The 18,133-nt window shown below is 73.3% G+C and carries 19 protein-coding genes; 13 read left to right on the top strand and 6 right to left on the bottom strand.

Translation table 11 applies throughout. The features are described from left to right. Positions 1 to 77: 77 nt before the first annotated feature. Positions 78 to 1,244 (bottom strand): permease, encoded by a 1,167-nt coding sequence (locus ACFVXG_RS20805; protein ID WP_387929495.1) that lies wholly within the window; start codon positions 1,242 to 1,244, stop codon positions 78 to 80. A gap of 330 nt (positions 1,245 to 1,574) precedes the next feature. Between ACFVXG_RS20805 and ACFVXG_RS20810 the strand changes: the two genes are divergently transcribed. Then, entirely contained in the window at positions 1,575 to 1,793 is a 219-nt protein-coding gene (locus tag ACFVXG_RS20810) for a hypothetical protein (protein WP_387929497.1), read from the top strand. Here ACFVXG_RS20810 and ACFVXG_RS20815 read toward each other — a convergent pair. Further along, a complete protein-coding gene (locus ACFVXG_RS20815; protein ID WP_387929499.1) occupies positions 1,780 to 2,670 on the bottom strand; it encodes a hypothetical protein in 891 nt (296 codons plus the stop codon). The two genes, ACFVXG_RS20810 and ACFVXG_RS20815, sit on opposite strands and share 14 nt — an antisense overlap. A 204-nt stretch (positions 2,671 to 2,874) precedes the next feature. Between ACFVXG_RS20815 and ACFVXG_RS20820 the strand changes: the two genes are divergently transcribed. Then, a complete protein-coding gene (locus ACFVXG_RS20820) occupies positions 2,875 to 3,201 on the top strand; it encodes a heavy-metal-associated domain-containing protein (RefSeq protein WP_387929501.1) in 327 nt (108 codons plus the stop codon). A gap of 86 nt (positions 3,202 to 3,287) precedes the next feature. Continuing rightward, positions 3,288 to 3,569, top strand: coding sequence for a metal-sensitive transcriptional regulator (locus ACFVXG_RS20825; RefSeq protein WP_030290512.1), 282 nt, complete (start codon positions 3,288 to 3,290; stop codon positions 3,567 to 3,569). A 61-nt stretch (positions 3,570 to 3,630) separates the two neighbouring features. On the opposite strand, the gene ACFVXG_RS20830 is transcribed toward ACFVXG_RS20825, so the two are convergent. Beyond that, a complete protein-coding gene (locus ACFVXG_RS20830; RefSeq protein ID WP_387929503.1) occupies positions 3,631 to 4,284 on the bottom strand; it encodes a TetR/AcrR family transcriptional regulator in 654 nt (217 codons plus the stop codon). A gap of 114 nt (positions 4,285 to 4,398) precedes the next feature. Here ACFVXG_RS20830 and ACFVXG_RS20835 point away from each other — a divergent pair, with 114 nt between their 5' ends. Further along, positions 4,399 to 5,979: an FAD-dependent monooxygenase gene (locus ACFVXG_RS20835; protein WP_387929505.1), complete on the top strand. Its 1,581-nt coding sequence runs from the start codon at positions 4,399 to 4,401 to the stop codon at positions 5,977 to 5,979. A gap of 48 nt (positions 5,980 to 6,027) precedes the next feature. On the opposite strand, the gene ACFVXG_RS20840 is transcribed toward ACFVXG_RS20835, so the two are convergent. Then, entirely contained in the window at positions 6,028 to 6,468 is a 441-nt protein-coding gene (locus ACFVXG_RS20840; protein WP_387929507.1) for a DUF4345 domain-containing protein, read from the bottom strand. A gap of 107 nt (positions 6,469 to 6,575) precedes the next feature. Between ACFVXG_RS20840 and ACFVXG_RS20845 the strand changes: the two genes are divergently transcribed. Both ACFVXG_RS20845 and ACFVXG_RS20850 read left to right on the top strand, forming a co-directional pair. Further along, on the top strand, positions 6,576 to 7,193 hold the full coding sequence (locus ACFVXG_RS20845; RefSeq protein WP_387929509.1) for a TetR/AcrR family transcriptional regulator: 618 nt from the start codon (positions 6,576 to 6,578) through the stop codon (positions 7,191 to 7,193). A gap of 132 nt (positions 7,194 to 7,325) precedes the next feature. Next, positions 7,326 to 8,546, top strand: a complete 1,221-nt coding sequence (locus ACFVXG_RS20850; RefSeq protein WP_387929511.1) for a cytochrome P450 — start codon at positions 7,326 to 7,328, stop codon at positions 8,544 to 8,546. 48 nt (positions 8,547 to 8,594) lie between these two features. Here ACFVXG_RS20850 and ACFVXG_RS20855 read toward each other — a convergent pair whose 3' ends face one another. Further along, positions 8,595 to 9,407, bottom strand: coding sequence for a phosphotransferase enzyme family protein (locus tag ACFVXG_RS20855; RefSeq protein WP_387929513.1), 813 nt, complete (start codon positions 9,405 to 9,407; stop codon positions 8,595 to 8,597). Positions 9,408 to 9,412: 5 nt separating this feature from the next. Beyond that, positions 9,413 to 10,567 carry a Dyp-type peroxidase gene (locus ACFVXG_RS20860; RefSeq protein ID WP_387929515.1) on the bottom strand — a complete coding sequence of 385 codons (1,155 nt, stop codon included), beginning with the start codon at positions 10,565 to 10,567 and terminating at the stop codon, positions 9,413 to 9,415. Between the two features lie 85 nt (positions 10,568 to 10,652). Between ACFVXG_RS20860 and ACFVXG_RS20865 the strand changes: the two genes are divergently transcribed. From ACFVXG_RS20865 to ACFVXG_RS20895, 7 genes are all read left to right on the top strand, one after another. Further along, the gene (locus ACFVXG_RS20865; RefSeq protein WP_387929517.1) at positions 10,653 to 12,038 is read left to right on the top strand and encodes a right-handed parallel beta-helix repeat-containing protein; all 1,386 of its coding nucleotides are present in this window, start codon (positions 10,653 to 10,655) and stop codon (positions 12,036 to 12,038) included. A gap of 264 nt (positions 12,039 to 12,302) precedes the next feature. After that, positions 12,303 to 13,505, top strand: a complete 1,203-nt coding sequence (locus ACFVXG_RS20870) for an MFS transporter (protein ID WP_387929519.1) — start codon at positions 12,303 to 12,305, stop codon at positions 13,503 to 13,505. Positions 13,506 to 13,533: 28 nt separating this feature from the next. Then, entirely contained in the window at positions 13,534 to 14,364 is an 831-nt protein-coding gene (locus ACFVXG_RS20875) for an aldo/keto reductase (protein ID WP_387929520.1), read from the top strand. Between the two features lie 138 nt (positions 14,365 to 14,502). Further along, positions 14,503 to 15,399 carry a polysaccharide lyase gene (locus ACFVXG_RS20880; RefSeq protein WP_387929522.1) on the top strand — a complete coding sequence of 299 codons (897 nt, stop codon included), beginning with the start codon at positions 14,503 to 14,505 and terminating at the stop codon, positions 15,397 to 15,399. A gap of 257 nt (positions 15,400 to 15,656) precedes the next feature. Beyond that, positions 15,657 to 16,931 carry an MFS transporter gene (locus ACFVXG_RS20885; protein ID WP_387929524.1) on the top strand — a complete coding sequence of 425 codons (1,275 nt, stop codon included), beginning with the start codon at positions 15,657 to 15,659 and terminating at the stop codon, positions 16,929 to 16,931. 146 nt (positions 16,932 to 17,077) lie between these two features. After that, on the top strand, positions 17,078 to 17,716 hold the full coding sequence (locus ACFVXG_RS20890; protein WP_387929526.1) for a hypothetical protein: 639 nt from the start codon (positions 17,078 to 17,080) through the stop codon (positions 17,714 to 17,716). A 44-nt stretch (positions 17,717 to 17,760) separates the two neighbouring features. After that, positions 17,761 to 18,114: a metalloregulator ArsR/SmtB family transcription factor gene (locus tag ACFVXG_RS20895; protein ID WP_350508582.1), complete on the top strand. Its 354-nt coding sequence runs from the start codon at positions 17,761 to 17,763 to the stop codon at positions 18,112 to 18,114. The last annotated feature ends 19 nt before the right edge of the window (positions 18,115 to 18,133 follow it).

Genomic DNA, 18,133 nt, shown 5'->3' on the forward strand with positions numbered 1-18,133 from the left:
GTCAGGTTGCTCCCGCAGGGGCGGGGCGGGAACGACGTTCGCCGGACGTTCGCTGGACACTTCACCGAGCGCGCGCCTCAACCGTGGTGCTGGTGGGCCGCGTGCCCGTTCGCCTCCGGGGGGCCGCCCATCATCCGTAGCATTTCCGCACCGCCGGTGCGGAAGAAACGAACGACCAGCCCTGCGGCCAGCAGCAGGAAGGCGATGTTGAGCCAGGTGGTGTAGTTCCACTGCACGCCCGCCATCGGGATCTCCGCATTCCGCTGGTTCGGCACCAGCCCCAACCCTCCGAAGAGGAACTCCACCACGTACCCGGCCACCACCATCGCCGTGTAGAACGTGCCGAGCAGGAACAGGGCCATCCGAGCCCCGTAGTACTTCCGGTAGATGGTGAGGATCGGCAGGATCAGCAGGTCCGCGAAGATGAACGCGACCACCCCGCCGAAGCTGATCCCGCCCTTCCACAGCACCACCGCCAGCGGCACGTTGCCGATCGAGCACACGAAGGACGCGATCGCCACCAACGGCCCGACCAGCGGCCCCCACAGCTTCCCGGCCAACGGATGGTCAGCGAAGAAGAAGGCCTGCCAGAAGGAATCGGGGACCCAGGCGGCGATGGCGCCGGCAATCAGCAACCCGATCACCAGGTCCTTGAGGATCGCGGCCCACTCCATCACGAACACGTGCGCCACCGAGGTGAGGCCGCGCGCGGACAGCAGCCGGCGGGCGAAGGAGCCCTCCCCCGTGACCGACATGTCCATCGCCGCGTGCCCCTCCATCGAGCCCGCCCGCCCGAACTCGGCCTGCTCGCGGGCCTCCTGGAGCAGCCGGTCGCGCAACAGCAGCCGGAACAGCAGGGCGAGCAGCAGGATCATCACCGGCCCGCCGACGAACTCCGCCGCAGTGAACTGCCAGCCCAGCAACAGGGCGAGGATCACGCCGAGTTCGACCACCAGATTGGTGGAGGCGATCTCAAAGGCCATCGCCGCCGTGAAGTCCGCCCCCTTGCGGAACAGCGACCGGGCCAGCGCGACCGCCGCATAGGAACAGGACGAGGAGGCCGCACCGAGCGCCGAGGCGACGGCGAGGGTGCGCGGCCGGGAGTCACCGAGCAGCCGCACCACCGTCGCCTTGTGCACCACGGCCTGGACGACGGCGGAGAGCAGGAAGCCGAGGATCAGCGCCCAGGTGATCTCCCAGGTCATCGATCCGGCGATGGACAGCGCGTGCAGGATCGCGTGCATGGTGGTCCGCCTTCCTCAGTCCCGGTCGGGGCGAACGTATACCCATACGGGGTATTCAGGAACCACGCCGCGCCGCCCTTGCCGGGCAGTTGGACCGTCTGGACCGCCCGGATCGGACCGCGATCACGCCTTCCCGGCAACGTCTATGCTCGTCGATCGTGCTCGCTCGATCACGGCGAGCAATGGAGCACCAGGGGGAGTATCCAATGGGGGATCAGCCGACGGGGTTCACGGTCCACACTGCGAAGGCTGTCCACCCGGCTCGGCGTCAGGACGACCGGGGGCGCCCTGTCGCATCACTGGCACCTCGGCTCGGCGGGCGACGGCAGCGTGCTGCGGCCCGCCCCGGATTTCGTCATCACCCCCTGCTCGGGGAATCCGCCCGCACCCGGCTGCTCCTCCGAGTTCGACCTGACCTTCAACGCTCTGGTGCCCGGCACCACCACGCTGACCTGGCTGTTCGGCCAGGGTGGCTGCAGTGCCGGCGCGCCGAAGTACGAGGGGGAGAGGTGCGACATCTCCAAGAGCGTCCAGGTCACCGTCCACTGACGCCCGGCTGCTCCTCCCCTTCGGTCAGGGCGCGCCGGACGGCGGCGCGGATGCCCGGTTCGAGGTGGCGGGCCCAGGCGGGGTCGGGCTCGCCGCGGAGGCGGGCGCAGCGGGCGAGGGCGTGGGCGAACTGGTCGGGGGTGAGGTAGCCGAGCTGGTGGACGGGGTCGTCGGGGGCCTCGCCGTTGAGCGTCCGGCCGGAGAGGTCGCCCATGGGGAGGACGGAGAAGCCGCGCCGGGCGGTGGCGTAGCTGTACGCGGCGTTGGCGGTGAGGACGCCCATGCCGAGGTAGACGGTGACCAGGTCGGTCAGCTTCTCCTCGTCGGCCGCGGGCCAGGAGGCCCGGAGGCGCCCTTCGGAGATCAGCCGCAGGTGGCCGAGTTCGTGGGCGATGAGCGCGGCGAGGCCAGCGGGACGGCCGGCGTACTCGAGGTCGAGTTCGATGACGTCCCGCCCGTCGGCGCGGTGGTAGCGGCCGACCGTCCGACGCTTGCCGCCGCGCTGGTCGAGGGCACCGGCGGCGGACAGCCGGAGGTCGACGTGCCAGGTGTCCGCGCCCATCACGGCGCCGACGCTGTCGACCAGCTCCAGGATGCGGGCCCGCTGGTGGCGTCCGGTCAGGGTGGCCAGGTCGGCCGGGAGGAACTCCGCAGTCGGCAGGGCGAATTCGCGCCGTACGGCCTGTTCCCCGAACTCGGCCGCGCACCAGCGGAGGCACTTGTCGACCCATGACCGTCCCTTGGCCGTCTCGCGGTCGTCGGCGGGCTCCGGGCCCGACGCCGAACCGGGCGTCCGCGTCCAGGGCTTGACCTCGTCGAGGTCGATCGGATGCGGCGTGCGCCTCCCGGGCTGCTCGCCTCCGAAGATCCATGACATGCCGGACATCCCCCCCGTGCAGCTGTCGCACTCCCCTACCGGCCACTGTAGCCACGGGTCCGTCGGACGACGATGGGGGCCAACACACTCCTCCCATTACCCTAGGGGGGTATGGTATGTTCATCATCGAAGCAGCCGCCCGGGCCACTCCGGGAGGCCTCGAATTCACTGACGAACAACCGCACTTGACGACAGGAGCACACCATGAGCGAGAGCACCGTCACCGTCGAGCCGTCCGCCACCACCACCGCCGAGGGCTCCTGCTGCGGCTCGTGCGGCACCGGCACCGCCGGGGCCCCCGCCACCGCGGCCGCCGAGCGCGCCGTCTTCCAGGTGGAGGGCATGACCTGCGGCCACTGCGTCAGCTCGGTGACCGCCGAGCTGAAGAAGGTCGCCGGCGTCACCGAGGTCGCGGTCGACCTCGCCACCGGCCGGGTCACCGTCGACAGCACCGCGCCGCTGGCCGACTCCGACGTCGCCGCCGCCATCGACGAGGCCGGCTACGACCTGGTCGGCCGCCTCGGCGCCTGACATGCAGTCAGCCCGGGCCGACTCCCCTCCCACCGCGCCCCGGTAGAGTGGGGGAACTCCTCACCGCCCAGGAACCGGAGACGGCCGTGGCCAGCTACAGCCCCCACAAGGACGACTTCCTCAAGCGGCTCCGCCGCATCGAGGGCCAGATCCGCGGCCTGCAGCGCATGGTCGAGCAGGACACCTACTGCATAGACGTCCTCACCCAGGTCTCCGCGGCCAGCCGCGCCCTCCAGTCCTTCGCCCTGCAACTCCTGGACGAGCACATCGAATGCTGCGTCCGCGACGCGATCGCCGAGGGCGGCCAAGAGGCGAACGCCAAGATCCGCGAGGCCAACCAGGCCATCGCCCGCCTGGTCCGTTCCTGACGGCGGGCCCGCACGACCCGACGCCCTCCGACGGCACACCGCCGCCGGAGGGCGTTCGGCATTACGGGGTAGGGGTATCCGAGGGCGCCGGACCGCCCGGCCTGCCGCCGCCCGCGGGGCCGCCCGGCACCCCGAGCAACGGCAGGACGATCTCGTCCAACACCTCGCCCACCACCCGGTCGGACGGCACCACGCCCCCCATCAGGAAGGCGTCCCGCAGCAGGTCCAGCGGCAGCGACACGACCCGCGGGGTGAGCCGCGCCGGATCGATCTCGCCCCGCTCGACGGCCCGGCCCATGATCGCGGACAGGGCGTCCACCGGCCCCGCCGAGGTGAGGCCGTTGCGGAAGACCTCCCGCAGTTCGGGGTCGCGCATCAGGTCGACCAGGAACCCGTGGACGGCGTCCACCGGCAGGTCGTCGAAGCGGTGCAGCAGGCTGCCCAGGAGGACCGCCAGGTCGGTGCGCAGGTCGCCGGTGTCCGGGGGCTCCCGGTAGTCGGGGGCGTTGCGGCCGAGGGCGGCGACCACCAGTTCCACCCGGTTCGGCCAGCGGCGGTAGAGCACCGGCTTGCTGGTGCGGGCCCGGGCGGCGACGCCGTCCATGGTGAGCCGGTCGTAGCCGTGCTCGGCAAGTTCGGCCCAGACGGCATCGAGGATCGCCTGTTCCAGTTCGTCCCCGCGCCGCCGCGGGGCGCCCGTTCTGCCGCTCGTCACCGGTTCCCGCACCCGACCTTCGTAGATACGTTGCGTTTCTTATCGAGGGCAGTCTACAGTCGAAGACAGGAAACGCGCCGTATCTTATGGCCCAATGGACAGGGGGCGTCCGCCATGCGCGCTGCACTCTCACACGACTCCACACCCACCACCGACGTCCTGATCGTCGGCGCCGGCCCGGTCGGGCTCACGCTCGCCATCGGGCTGGCCCGCGCCGGGGTCGACTGCCGGATCATCGAGCGGGAGGACGGGTTCCGCACCGCGGGCGTCCGCGGCAAGGGCGTCAACCCGCGCACCCTGGAGGTGTTCGACGACCTCGGCGTGGTCGGGCAGATCCTCGACCGGGGTGCGCTCAACCTCAGGATCCGCACCTACGAAGGCGCCCGACTGGTCCAGGAGGTCGACCCCGGGGCCACCAGGCCGCCCACCCCCGACCGCCCGTACGCCGGCATGCTGCTGATCGCCCAGCACCAGACCGAGGCCGTACTGCGCGACCGGCTCGCCGAGTTCGGCGGCAAGGTCGAGACCGGCACCGAACTGACCGACTTCACCCAGGACGCCGACGGCGTGCTCGCCACCCTCCGGCAGGGCGGTCGGACGACGCAGCTGCGCGCCCGGCACCTGATCGGCTGCGACGGCGGGCGCAGCACCGTCCGCAAGCTGACCGGCATCCCCTTCCTCGGCGAGACCTGGGAGGAGGAGCGCTTCATCATGGCCTCGATGGACCTGGACGGCCTCGACCCCGACCACCTGCACATCTGGAACCACCCGAAGTTCGGCGGCGGCGCCATGGCGCTCGTCCCGATGCGGCAGGACGGCAAGTGGGCGGTGCACGCCGCCGTCGAACCGGACGAGCACGGCGAACTGCCCGCCCCCACCCTGGAGACCTTCCGCCGGCTCTTCGCCGAACGGGCCGGGGTGCCCGGGGTGCGGATGCACGAACCGATCTGGTCCACCGTCTGGCGCCCCACCGTCCGACTGGTCGAGCGCTACCGCGACGGCCGGGTGCTGCTCGCCGGGGACGCCGCCCACTGCCAGTCCGCGGCCGGCGGCCAGGGCATGAACACCGGCATCCAGGACGCCCACAACCTGGCCTGGAAGCTCGCCGCCGTCCTGCGCGGGGCGCCGGAGGCGCTGCTCGACAGCTACCAGGAGGAGCGGCTGCCGATCGCCCGGGCCAGCCTCGCCGCCACCTCCGCCCACCACAAGGCGGCGTTCAGCGGCGACGGCGCCACCGTGCTGACCGACCAGTTCCGCACCCTGGCCGTCCAGGGCACCGACCTCACCGGGCTCTCGATCGGCTACCGCGGCGGGCCGATCGGCCGCGACCTGGACGACGCCACCGGCATCCGGGCCGGCGACCGGGCCCCGGACGCGCCCTGCGCCACGGCGGACGGCACGCCGGTACGGCTGTTCGACCTGTTCCGCGGCCCGCACTCCACCCTGCTGGCCTTCGGCGACCACCCGGCGGGCGGCCCGTCCGGACTCGAGGGCCGCCAGGACCTCCAGGGTCTCGCCGACCTCCCCGGCCTGCGGGTCGCCGCCGTCCGCGACCCCGACGGCCACGCCGCCCGCGCGTACGGGCTGCGCGGCGACGCCGTGGTGCTGGTCCGGCCGGACGGGTACGTCTCGCTCACCGGCGCGACCGTCGACCGGGCCACCCTCGCCGAGCACCTGCGGGGCTTCTCCGGCTGACCCCGGCTGACCCCGCCCGGGCCCGTACGAACGCAAGCCCGTACGGGCTCAGCCCCGGGCGGCCCGCTCGTCCGCGTCGGCGAGCCAGAAGTACACCGCCGGGAGGCCGAGTTCGATCCCCATCAACACCAGCTGGAACCAGTGCGGCCGCCCGTCCACCACCAGGCCGAGCACCCGGCCGAGGCCGCCCAGCAGGAGCACCGCCGTCAGCCAGCGCACCTCCCGTGCGGGCACCGGCGCCTGCCGGGCGGCCCGGATCCAGGCCGCGCCGTACCCGACGAAGACCGCGCCCATGAAGCGGCCGAAGCTGTCGACCGTCGGGCCCGGGTCCGGGATCCCGGGGAAGCCCAGGGGCCCGCCCAGCAGGTGCTCGAACCCGATCGCCACACAGGCGACCCCCATCGTCCAGGTGAGCACCCTGAGCGCCTTCGCCGTCGCCGTCGCTTTCGTCGTCGCCTTCGCAGTTGCCTTCGCAGTTGCCTGTGCCATGAGCCGACCACCCCATCAACTCGTCGGATGCTAGTTGACACGTGTCTACCAACGCTGCCACCAAGCTAGCGCCCACTAGTGGACACGTGTCAAGTAGCCTGTCTGGCATGCCCGTTCACGAACGCCGCCGACGCCTCTCCCCCGACGAGCGCCGCGCCCAGCTGCTCGCCGTCGGCGCCCGGGCCTTCGCCGCCCGGCCGTACGAGGACGTGCTGATGGAGGAGGTCGCCGAGCAGGCCGGGGTCTCCCGCGCGCTGCTCTACCGGCACTTCGCCGGGAAGCACGAACTGTTCGCGGCGGTCCACCGGCAGGCCTCGGACGACCTGCTCGCCCGGACCAGGTTCGACCCGTCGGACACCCTGGTCGAGCAGCTGATCGAGGGCCTGGACGCCCACCTCGACCACTTCATCGCCAACCGGCACACCGTCCTGGCCGCCAACCGCGTCCTGGCCGGGGACCCGGTGATCCAGACCATCATCACCGAGGAGCTGGACGCCCTGCGGGCCCGCCTGCTCGCCGTGCTGCCGCTGGCGGACGAGGGCGACCGCCTGGCCGTCTCCCAAGTCCTGCGCAGCTGGCTGGTGTTCGTCCGGGTGCTGGTCGTGGACTGGCTGACCGAGCCGAGCTGCACCCGCACCGAACTGCGCGACTCCTGCATCGGCGCCGTGCTGGGCGCGGTGCGGCCGCTGCTGCCGGTCGACCCGGCACCCGAGTGGGGGCGTTGAGACGCCGGACTGAGGGTTCGGGAGCGTACCATCGGGCCGAAACGGGAAAACCGCCTGAAGGATCCAATTCCCTCAGAAAATATGACAGTTGGACGCCCGTGCCCCGCAGCGCCGCCGACCCCGAAGGGTTCCATGTCCTCCGCAGCAGCCGAGACCGACACCGACGCGGGCACCCGGCCGCCCGCACTCCCCCCGCTCCACCGGCTCCCCTTCACCCCCGCCCAGCCACCGCACCCGACCACCCTTCCGGACGGCACCCCCGCCTGGCTCGTCACCCGCTACCACGACGTCCGGCAGGTCCTCGGCGACCCCCGCCTCACCCGGAGCGACCTGCACGAGGTCGGCGCCGTCGGTGCCCTCTCCGACGTGGCCGCCAACCCCGCGTCCCTGTTCAACCAGGACGGTCCCGCCCACCGCAGCCTGCGCGCCACCATCCAGAAGGCCTTCACCCCGCGCTCCATCGCCGCCTGGCAGCCCCTGATCGCCGCCGCCGTCCAGCAGGCCGTGGACGCAGTGGTCGCCGCCGGGCCGCCAGCCGACCTGGTCACCGCCCTCACCCGGCCGGTGCCGTTCACGGTCACCGCGCGACTGATGGGGCTCGACGACACCGGGCCCGACCGCGTGGACGAGGAACAGCTGCACCGCTGGGGCCTCGCCGTCCTCGCCCAGGGTGGCGACGCCGACACGGACCACAGTGAAGCCATCGCCGAATTCGGCTCTTACACCGCCGAGTTGATGGACCGTCGGCGCCGCGCTCCGGGAGACGACCTGGTCAGCCGGATCGTGGTCGCCGCCGACCAGGACGGCAGCGTCCCGGAGGAGTCGCTCGTCCACCTCGTCTGCGGGCTCGCCGCCAGCGGCAACGAGAGCATCGTCGGCATCCTCGGCAACACCCTGGCGTACCTCCTCGGCGAGCGCCCCGACCACTGGCCCCGGCTCGCCGACCCCGACGTCACCGAACGCACCACGGAACGCCTGCTCCACTTCATCCCGCTCGGCGACGACGAGGCCACCGTCCGCCGCGCCATCGCCCCGATCGAGCTCGCCGGTGTCACCATCCCGGCCGGCGCCGTCGTCGCCGTCAGCCTCGGCAGCGCCAACCGCGACCCCGCCGTCTACCCCGACGGCCTCGAAGCCGACCTCGACCAGCCGCTCGCCGCCCCCACCCTCGCCTTCAGCTCCGGCCCGCACTACTGCATCGGCGCCTGGCGGGTCCGCCTCGAACTGCGCGAATCGCTCCGCCGATTGGCCACCGCCCTGCCCGGCCTGCAGCTCACCACCCCGGTGGAGCAGCTGAGTTGGCAGCTGGGCACCACCACCCGCAGCCCGGCCGCGCTCCCGGTCGCCTGGTGACGCCAGTGTGGTCGCCTGGTGAGGTCGACCGTCCGAGCACTCAACCCCTCAACCGCCCAACAGCGCACGCTCCCAGTGCGCCTCGCGCTCCTCGATGTACTCGGCATCGCCGCGCCAGGCGTCACCGTGCCCCTCCGCCCACAGCCGCGCCCAGGGCTGGACGCCCCGGCCCGCCTGGTCCCGCAGGAAGTCGTGCATGGACCGGGTCCGCCGCCCCAACAGGGGCACCAGGCGGCGCCGTTCCGCCTCGTCGAGCCCGTACGCGTCGGCGAAGACCCGCAGCCGCTCCCCGGCGTCGGCGTCGTCCCGCCGCCAGTCCGGGTGCGCCATCAGCGGGACGAAGCCGTGCAGCGCGTAGGCGACGTCCCACAGCCGGGAGCCGGGGCCGGCGGTGTCCCAGTCGATGAAGGCGAACCGCCCGCCCTCCCCGGCCACCAGGTTCCACGGGGCGAGGTCGTGGTGGACGATGATCTCGTCCTCGCCGGCCTCCCCCTCCGCCGGGATCAGCACCTGCCACCGGGCGTCCGGCGGCGGCGTGAAGTCCTTCACAGCGTCATGGAGTTCCCGGACCAGCCGGGCCAGCCCGGCCAGCCGCTCGTGCGGCTCCACCTGCGCGAAGCCGAACGGCCAGACCATCTCGCCCGGCACGAAGTCGAGCACCTCGCGCCCTCGCTCGTCCAGCCCGTGGGCCCGGGGCGCACCTCGGAAGCCGACCGCGTGCAGGTGCCCGAGCAGCGCGTGCACGGCCGGCGTCCACGGCCCGGCCGGGCGCCGCACGGTGTCCCCGACCCGCACCACCCCGACGCTGACATTGCCGCCCGTCAGCGGCTGCTCGTCCGGCTGCACCTCGTGCCGACCCACCCGCGCTACCCCCACAGTCCCTCGCCCAGCACCCCGCCCTCCCGTGCCCCCGGCAGCACGTAGGCCACCGCCGAACCGGTGTGCACCAGGAAGGAGTTGAGCGCGTCCTTGGCCGCCAGCCGGTTCTGCACCCGGGTGAACTGCTCCGGGTCCCGCACGAAGGCGCAGAACAGCAGCCCCCGGTCGTCGGGGGCGTCGTCGTAACTGTAGCCGCGCCGCAGCATCCGGGCGCCGGAGTCGAGCCGGGGGCTGCTGAGCCGGACGTGGGCGCTGTTGGGGATGACGTACGAGCCGTCCGGGTTCTTGGCGTAGATGTCCGGGTCCTCGTGCTCGGCCGTGCCGGTGAGCGGGGCGCCGTCGCCGAGCCGGCGGCCCATGGCGAGGTCGCGGCGGTCCTCGGGGAGGGCGGCGAACCCGGCGGTGTCCATCCGGATCCGGCGGTAGACCAGCACGGTGCCGTGCTCGTACGGGCCGCCGGGCGCGCCCCAGACCCACTGCTTCGCCTCCGCCGCACCGGGGTTGGCGGTGCCGTCCTTGTAGCCGAAGAGGTTGCGCGGGGTGGTGCCCGGGGGTGTGCGCGGCAGGAAGCCGGACTGGGTCCAGCGCACCGTCGCGCCCGCCGACCGGGCCGCGGCGCCGAGGAGTTCGGCGAGCACGGTGAGCGGCCAGCGGTCGTCGGCGCACAGCTGGAGCAGCAGGTCACCGCCCCCACGTGCCGGGTCCAGCCGGTCGCCCGGGAAGGCCGGGAGCTCCGCCAGCGCGGGCGGGACGTTCAGCCCGAGCCGGGCGGCGAGCCCGGGCCCGACCCCGACCAGGCTGCTGAGCCGGGCCGGCTCCGCGCCCCGCAGCCGCGGGTCGGCGGGGTTGCCGCCCGCCGCGTCGGCGAGCAGCCTCGTCAACTCCCCCAGCAGGGAGCGCAGTACGGCCCGGCCGTCGGAGGTGGCGGCGGGCGCCAGGTCGAGGGCGAGCAGCAGGGTGGCCGGCTGCTGCGGGGCCGTCACCCCGGCCTGCCGGTCCCCGTGGAACGGGGGCACGGCCGGGACTGTGGGCCCGGGCGGCGGCGGTGCGGCGGAGGGCCCGCGCCCCAGCGCCACGACCCCCGCGCCGACCCCGGCGGCCAGCACGGCCCCGCCGCCGGCGATCAGCGCCCTGCGGTCCACCCCGCCCCTGACAACTCCCGGCTGTTTCCGCGCCTTTCCGCTTTCGGCATGCATGACCGACATTGGAGACGATAGAACACCCCGTATGCAACTTTTGACCGTCCGTCAATCCGCCTCCGAAACACCGCCCCACCGCCGCCGCGGTCCGGCCCGCGTCCTGCCCGCCCTGCTGGCCGCCGCCCTCGCCCTGGTCTCCCCCGCCCTGGCCGGCTGCGCCTCCGGCGGCGGCTCCTCCTCCGACGCCCGCCACCCGGACGGCACCGTGGTCCGCGTCCCGCAGGACTTCCCGTCCGTCCAGAAGGCGGTGGACGTGGCCCACGAGGGCGACACCGTGCTGGTCTCCCCCGGGACGTACCGGGAGAGCGTGCGGATCACCAAGCCCCGGATCGTGCTGCGCGGCACCGACCGCAACACCGTGGTGCTGGACGGCGGCGTACGGCTGGTCAACGGCGTCACCGTCACCGGCCCCGGCTCGGTGGTGGAGAACCTCACCGTGCACGGCTACCTCGCCAACGGCGTGCTGTTCACCGGCGTCACCGACGAGAAGCTCCAGCAGCGCGGCGCCGGCGGCTCCGCCTACAACCCGCTGGACACCACCCGCTTCCCCGCCCTCCAGGGCTTCCGGGCGACGAAGGTCACCGCCTACAACAACGGGCTGTACGGGATCTACGCCTTCGACGCCCGGGCCGGGGTCATCGAGGACTCCTACGCCTCCGGCGGCGCCGACTCCGGCGTCTACGTCGGCCAGTGCAAGCCCTGCGACACCCTGGTGCGCGGCAACACCGTGGAGCGCAACGCGGTCGGCATCGAGATCACCAACGCCTCGGACAACCTCTACTTCCTGGGCAACCGGGTGGTCGGCAACCGGGTCGGGGTCACCGTCAACTCCAACGACCTGGAGGCCCTCGCCCCCCAGCACGGCGCCGTGATCGCCGGGAACGCCGTCACCGACAACAACGCCTCCGACACCCCCGAACAGGCCGACGGCGGCTTCGGCATCGGCATCGGGATCGGCGGCGGCACCGCGAACCGGGTCGAGCGCAACCTGGTCAAGGGCAACCGCTCGGCCGGCGTCATCGTCACCGACCCGCCCGGGCACCCGGCCGCCGGCAACCGGATCCAGGGCAACCACGCCGAGGGCAACGGCGTCGACCTGGTACTCGCGTCGGCCGATGCAGGCAACTGCTTCACCGGCAACTCCGCCCCGGGGCAGCCCGCCACCCAGAGCCCGGAGAGCCTGGAAGCCCAGGCCGCCTGCGACGCACAGAGCCGCAGCCCGCTCACGGCCGGCCGGGCCGCCCCCGTCCAGGCCCCGCCCGGCGTGCCCTTCAGCCAGGTCCAGGCGCCGCCCGCCCAGCCGTCGCTGCCGGACCCGAACGCGCCCGGCCGCCCGGCCACCGACCTGCCCGGGCCGGTCGACCCGGACGCCTACCCGCTGCCGGCGACCGCCGATGCCGTCCTGAAGCGCTGACCCGCGGCCGCGGCACCCCGGGTGCCGCTCGCCACTCCGCCTTCCCCTTACTCCCCCAACGGCGTCGGGCGGGCCGGCGGCACACCGGGTGCCGCGGGCCCGCCCGACGCCGTTGGTGCACCCGACGCCGTTGGGGCGCCCGACGCCGTTCGAGCGCCGCGGGCATTGCCGAAGACGAATGCCCGCGCTTGCACATATGCCGCGCATGCAACTATTGTCGAGGCACGTAAGGCGCACTAGCAATCTCACGGAGGTCGCGCCACCATGCCCCTAGCACTCCTCGCCCTGGCCATCGGGGCCTTCGGGATCGGGACCACCGAGTTCGTGATCATGGGCCTGCTGCCCCTGATCGCGGACGACTACGGCGTGTCCGTCCCCACCGCCGGCCTGCTGGTCACCGGCTACGCGCTCGGCGTGGTCGTCGGCGCCCCGCTGATGACCGCGCTCGGCACCCGGATCAGCCGCAAGACCATGCTCATGCTGCTGATGGGCCTGTTCGTGGTCGGCAACCTGCTGTCCGCCGTCGCGCCGAGCTTCCCGCTGATGCTCGCGGGACGGATCGTGACCTCGCTGGCCCACGGCGCGTTCTTCGGCATCGGCTCGGTCGTCGCCGCCGAACTCGTCGCCCCCCACAAGAAGGCCGGCGCCATCGCCGCCATGTTCACCGGACTGACCGTCGCCAACATCGTCGGCGTGCCGCTGGGCACCTTCATCGGCCAGGCCGTCGGCTGGCGCACCACCTTCACCGCCGTCGCCGCCCTCGGCCTGATCGGCCTGCTCGGCATCGCCAAGCTCGTCCCCGCCCTACCCCGCCCCGAAGGCACCCGCCTGCGCGGGGAGTTGACCGCCTTCCGCAACCCCCAGGTCCTGCTCGCCATGGCGATGACCGTCCTGGGCTTCGGCGGTGTCTTCGCCGCGATCACCTACATCGCCCCGATGATGACCAGCACCGCCGGCTACTCCGAGGGCGCCGTCACCTGGCTGCTGGTCCTGTTCGGCACCGGCATGTTCCTCGGCAACCTGCTCGGCGGCAGGTTCGCCGACCGCAAGCTGATGCCCCTGCTCTACACCACCCTCGGCGGCCTGGCCGTCGTGCTGGCCCTGTTCACCCTCACCGCCCACGACAAGACCGCCGCCGCCGTGACGATCCTGCTCGTCGGCGCCCTCGGCTTCGCCACCGTCCCCCCGCTCCAGAAGCGCGTCCTCGACCAGGCCCACGGCGCCCCCACCCTCGCCTCCGCCGTCAACATCGGCGCCTTCAACCTCGGCAACGCCCTGGCGGCCTGGCTCGGCGGCCTGGTCATCTCCGCCGGCCTCGGCTACACCGCCCCCAACTGGGTCGGCGCCCTGCTCGCCACCGCCGCCCTCCTGCTCGCCCTCTGGTCCGCCGCCCTCGAACGGCGCGACCGGCAGCGCACCCCGGCCGCCGAAGGCGCCCCCGCACCCCGAACCCCCGTCCACCACTGACGACCACCTCCTCAGGAGCAGCGCCACCATGAGCACCACCGCCGTCCCGACCGTCACCCTGAACAACGGCGTCGAGATCCCCCAGCTCGGCTTCGGCGTCTTCCAGGTCCCCGACGACCAGACCACCACCGCCGTCACCGCCGCCCTCGAAGCGGGCTACCGCAGCATCGACACCGCCGCCGTCTACGGCAACGAGGCCGGCGTCGGCCGCGCCCTCGCCGCCTCCGACCTGGCCCGCCAGGACCTCTTCATCACCACCAAGCTGTGGAACGCCGACCAGGGCCACGACGCCACCCTGCGCGCCTTCGACGCCAGCCTCGAAAAGCTCGGCCTCGACCACGTCGACCTCTACCTCATCCACTGGCCCGCCCCGGCCCACGACCGCTACGCCGACTCCTGGCGCGCCATCGAGCGCCTCGCCGCCGAGGGCCGCATCCGGGCGGCCGGCGTCTCCAACTTCCAGCCCGCCCACCTCCGGCGCCTGCTGGAGACCAGCGACCTCGTCCCCGCCGTCAACCAGGTCGAGCTCCACCCCGGCCTCCAGCAGAGCGAACTGCGCGCCTTCCACACCGCCCACGGCATCGCCACCGAGGCCTGGAGCCCCCTCGCCCAGGGCGCTGTCCTCGACGACCCGGCCGTCACCGCGATCGCCGAGCGCACCGGCAAGTCCCCCGCCCAGGTCGTCCTGCGCTGGCACCTCCAGCTCGGCAACATCGTCATCCCGAAGTCCGTCACCCCCGCCCGGATCCGCCAGAACCTCGACGTCCTCGACTTCGACCTCAGCGCGCAGGACATGGCCGCCATCGCCGCCACCGACCGCGACCTGCGCACCGGGCCGCACCCGGACCAGTTCAACTGACCCACCCGGCATCCCCTATATAACGGGCGCGGCCGGGCGGGCGGTTCACCGAGTACGTGAACCGCCCGCCCGGCCCGTCCACGCCCCGGCCGTGCGGCATGATCGGTACGGATCAACCGCCGACCGAGGAGCCAACGGATGAACCGCCCCGTGCGCACCGCCGCCCTGGCCGCGCTGGCCCTGCTCGCCGCCGCCGGCTGCTCGGCCACCCCCGCCCGGGCCCGCACCCACCCGCCCACCTCCACCACCGCCGCCGCCCCCGTACCGGCCGGATCGGTCGCCTGGAGCGGCGGGTTCCGCGGCTACGGCACCCCCCAGTGGCAGCACTCCTGGGGCGTGGCCGCCCAAGGCGCCTGGGGCGCACCGGACTTCGGCGCCGTCGAGGACCCGGCCGCACCGAGCGGCGGCCCGGCGCTGCGGGTGACGTACGGCGCGGGCTCCTCCGCCAACACCTGCACCGACTGCCCCAACCCCGGCGGCGGGCAGTTCTACACCGACCTCAACACCCTCGGCCTGTCCGCCCTCGCCCAGGGCCCCACCCTGGACCTCAAGTACTCCGTCCGGTTCCCGACCGGCCGCGACTGGGGCAAGGCCGGCAAGCTGCCGGGCCTGTACGGCGGGAAGATCGGCCAGGAGTCCGGCGGCAACCACGGCGCCGGGTGGTCGACCCGCTACATGTGGCGGGCCGCCAAGGGCAGTCCCGACAACGGCGAGGTCTACCTGTACACCCCGACCAACTCCGGCCCCACCGGCTACGGCGTGGACGAGGGCCTGGGCGACTGGCACTTCCAGGCCGACGACCGCTGGCACACCGTCGAGCAGCTGGTGAACCGGAGCACCGGCGACATCACGGTCTGGTACGACGGCCGCCAGGTGCACGCCGCCACCGGCACCGCCACCGGCATCGGCTCGATCCCCTTCGGCGGGGTGCTGTTCTCGACCTTCTACGGCGGCCACGACACCAGCTGGGGCCCGGCGAGCACCCAGCAGGCCTACTTCGCCGACTTCTCACTATCCGCCGGCGTCCAGCACTGACGGGCGGACCGGCGGTTCCGCTCCACGCGGTGAACTCCACTTGGAACGCAGGGGAGTTCATGCCGAGCGACCGGCTGTACGGTGTGTCGGTGAAGGCCTTCCCGCCCCGGACGGTGGTGCTGGGACCGGCCCTCGCGGGTGGCCTCACCACCCTCGCCTCACCCTCGTCAAGGGGGTTTCCGGACTCTGAGACCTCCGGCTGGGAATGGTCTGTGAAGGGGCGACGAAATATGTAGCGGTCATGCCATACTGCGTCGGTGACCTCAGCCAGCCTAGCGACACCCCCGGACCGCACCAAGCCCCAACTGGGCCGGAAATTCACCATGCTGTGGTCGGCGTCGTCGATCTCGGCGGTCGGCGACGGCATGCGGGACTCGTCGCTGCCGCTGCTCGCCCTGGCCATCTCGGACTCCCCGTCGGCGGTGTCCGTGGTCGCGGTGGCCGGATCCCTCCCCTGGCTGCTGATGTCCCTGTTCGGCGGAGTCATCGCCGACCGCTTCGACCGCCGTCGGCTGATGTGGACCATCGACCTCGGCCGCGCCGCCATCGTGCTGGGCTTCGCCGCCTGCGTCTTCTCCACCACCCCGCCGCTGGCCCTGCTCGCCGCACTGGCCTTCATCCTCGGCTGCGGCGAGACGGTGTTCGTCAACGCCGCCACCTCCGCCATCCCGGACGTGGTCAGCTCCGACCGGCTGGACGTCGCCAACGGCCGGCTGCAGGGCGGTCTGCTGGTCGGCCGGATGATCGGCCCGCTGGTCGGCACCACCCTGTTCGCCGTCGCGGCCGGCTACCCGTTCACCGTGGACGGCCTGTCCTTCGCACTGGCCGCCGCCCTGGTCGCCGCCACCGGCCGCTCCGGCGCCCCCCGGGCGAAGTCCGAGCGCCGGATCATGACCGAGGTCCGCGAGGGCGTCCGCTGGCTGTACGGGCACAAGCAGCTGCGCCTGGTCGCCTCGCTCTCCGCCGTCGCCGCGGGCGCCTCCTCGCTCGGCATCACCATGATGGCGCTGCTGGTCACCCGCACCCTGCACGAGCCCACCTGGGCCTTCGGCGCCGTCCTCGCCACCGGCGTGGCGGGCGGCACGGCGGCCAGCATGCTGGCCGGGCGGATCGGCGAGCGGATGGGCCGGCGGGCCCGGATCACCCTCTCCTTCGTGCTGATGGGCTCCGCGCTGCTGCTGATGGGCCTGAGCCCCTCGGTGTTCCTGGTGGCGCCGCTGTTCGCGCTGGGCAACTTCGGCGTGGTCATCTGGAACGTCCAGGCGATCTCGCTGCGCCAGCAGACCGTGCCCAAGGAGCTGCTCGGCCGGGTCAACAGCTGCTACCTGATGCTGATGCGGATCGGGATGCTGATCGGCGCGTCCCTCAGCGGCTGGATCGGCTCCACCGTCAGCGTCCGCACCCCGATCATCATCGCCGGCTCCCTGATCCTCGCCGCGCTGGTCGTGATCCCGCGGATGGGCGACCTCGAACCGGCCCCGGCGCCCGCCGCCGCCGCCGACGAGCAGTCGGTCGAGCAGCCAGCCGGCTGATCGGCTGACCGGCCGACCGGCTCGGCTGCGGGCCCAATGGCCCCTCCCTCCCCGGGGGGAGACGGTTCCTCCTCCCGGTCGAGGCCCACCTCCCAGTCCGGCTGGGAGCGTTGGGGCACCGCCCCCGCCGAGCCGGAGTACCCCGCATGACCGCCCGCGTTCCACTGCCAGCCGCCCCGCTGCCGCCCGCCCCATCGCCGCCCGCCACCGGCCGCCTGCGCGCCGCCTGGGCCGCCGCCCACACCCCCGTCCCGGGCGTCCCCCGCTGGGCCCGGATCGCCGCCCGGGCGGTGCCCTTCACCGTCCTGCCCTCCACCGCCTGGCGGATCGCCACCTGCACCTTCCACGTCCCGCTGGGCGGCGACTCGGCCCAGGACTCCGGCAACCTGCCGTGGTGGCTGCCGCTGGAGCTGTACGTCGTCCTGCTGTCGGCCGTCTCCGAGCTGCTCGCCTTCACGGCGCTCGGCCTGGTCGCCCGCTGGGGCGAGGTCTTCCCCCGCCGGCTCCCGCTGCTGGGCGGCCGCCCCGTCCCGGTCATGGCGGCCGTCCTCCCGGCCGCGCTGGGCGCCGCCATCCTCACCGCCGTCACCGTGCTGGTCACGGTGATGGTGTCCACCGGCCGCACCCTCCAGGGCCGCCCGCTGCGCGACGGCCTCCCGATGCTGTCCGGCGACTGGCACACCGCCGTCCTGGTCGCCTGCTACGCCCCGCTGCTGCTCTGGGGACCGCTGCTGGCCGCCGTCACGGTGGCCTACCTGCGCCGCCGACGCGGCCCGTCGTCATGAGCGCACCTGCGCACGCGCTCCAGGGTCGGCCCTAGGATGACGGCATGAGCTCCGGCGCCGATCTGGCAGATGCACACCGCTCGCAGCAGCGCGCCGAGGCGCGACTGGACGTCGCCGCGTCCGTCCTCTCCCTGCTGGCCGACCGCACCCGGCTCGCCCTCCTGGAGCGGCTCGGGCGGGGCGAGGCGGACGTGACCACGCTGACCGAGGCGACCGGCGCCGCCCGGCCGTCGGTCAGCCAGCACCTGGCCAAGCTGCGGCTGGCCGGGCTGGTCGCGACCCGCAAGGACGGCCGTCGGGTGGTCTACTCGCTGCGCCACGGCCACCTGCGCCGGCTGGTGGACGAGGCGCTGAACGTCGCCGACCACCAGATCGGGCACCTGCCACCGCACGACTGAGTCCCGGAGCCGCGTGCGA

This window comes from Kitasatospora sp. NPDC058162, assembly GCF_042884005.1.
In the GTDB taxonomy this organism is placed as follows: Bacteria; Actinomycetota; Actinomycetes; order Streptomycetales; family Streptomycetaceae; genus Kitasatospora.

Bases quoted from the DNA above. Each gene is read 5' to 3' on its own strand.
- ACFVXG_RS20805 (WP_387929495.1), bottom strand. From the start codon at position 1,244: ATGCACGCGATCCTGCACGCGCTGTCCATCGCCGGATCGATGACCTGG.
- ACFVXG_RS20815 (WP_387929499.1), bottom strand. From the start codon at position 2,670: ATGTCATGGATCTTCGGAGGCGAGCAGCCCGGGAGGCGCACGCCGCAT.
- ACFVXG_RS20820 (WP_387929501.1), top strand. From the start codon at position 2,875: ATGAGCGAGAGCACCGTCACCGTCGAGCCGTCCGCCACCACCACCGCC.
- ACFVXG_RS20835 (WP_387929505.1), top strand. From the start codon at position 4,399: ATGCGCGCTGCACTCTCACACGACTCCACACCCACCACCGACGTCCTG.
- ACFVXG_RS20840 (WP_387929507.1), bottom strand. From the start codon at position 6,468: ATGGCACAGGCAACTGCGAAGGCAACTGCGAAGGCGACGACGAAAGCG.
- ACFVXG_RS20845 (WP_387929509.1), top strand. From the start codon at position 6,576: ATGCCCGTTCACGAACGCCGCCGACGCCTCTCCCCCGACGAGCGCCGC.
- ACFVXG_RS20850 (WP_387929511.1), top strand. From the start codon at position 7,326: ATGTCCTCCGCAGCAGCCGAGACCGACACCGACGCGGGCACCCGGCCG.
- ACFVXG_RS20865 (WP_387929517.1), top strand. From the start codon at position 10,653: ATGCAACTTTTGACCGTCCGTCAATCCGCCTCCGAAACACCGCCCCAC.
- ACFVXG_RS20870 (WP_387929519.1), top strand. From the start codon at position 12,303: ATGCCCCTAGCACTCCTCGCCCTGGCCATCGGGGCCTTCGGGATCGGG.
- ACFVXG_RS20875 (WP_387929520.1), top strand. From the start codon at position 13,534: ATGAGCACCACCGCCGTCCCGACCGTCACCCTGAACAACGGCGTCGAG.
- ACFVXG_RS20880 (WP_387929522.1), top strand. From the start codon at position 14,503: ATGAACCGCCCCGTGCGCACCGCCGCCCTGGCCGCGCTGGCCCTGCTC.
- ACFVXG_RS20890 (WP_387929526.1), top strand. From the start codon at position 17,078: ATGACCGCCCGCGTTCCACTGCCAGCCGCCCCGCTGCCGCCCGCCCCA.
- ACFVXG_RS20895 (WP_350508582.1), top strand. From the start codon at position 17,761: ATGAGCTCCGGCGCCGATCTGGCAGATGCACACCGCTCGCAGCAGCGC.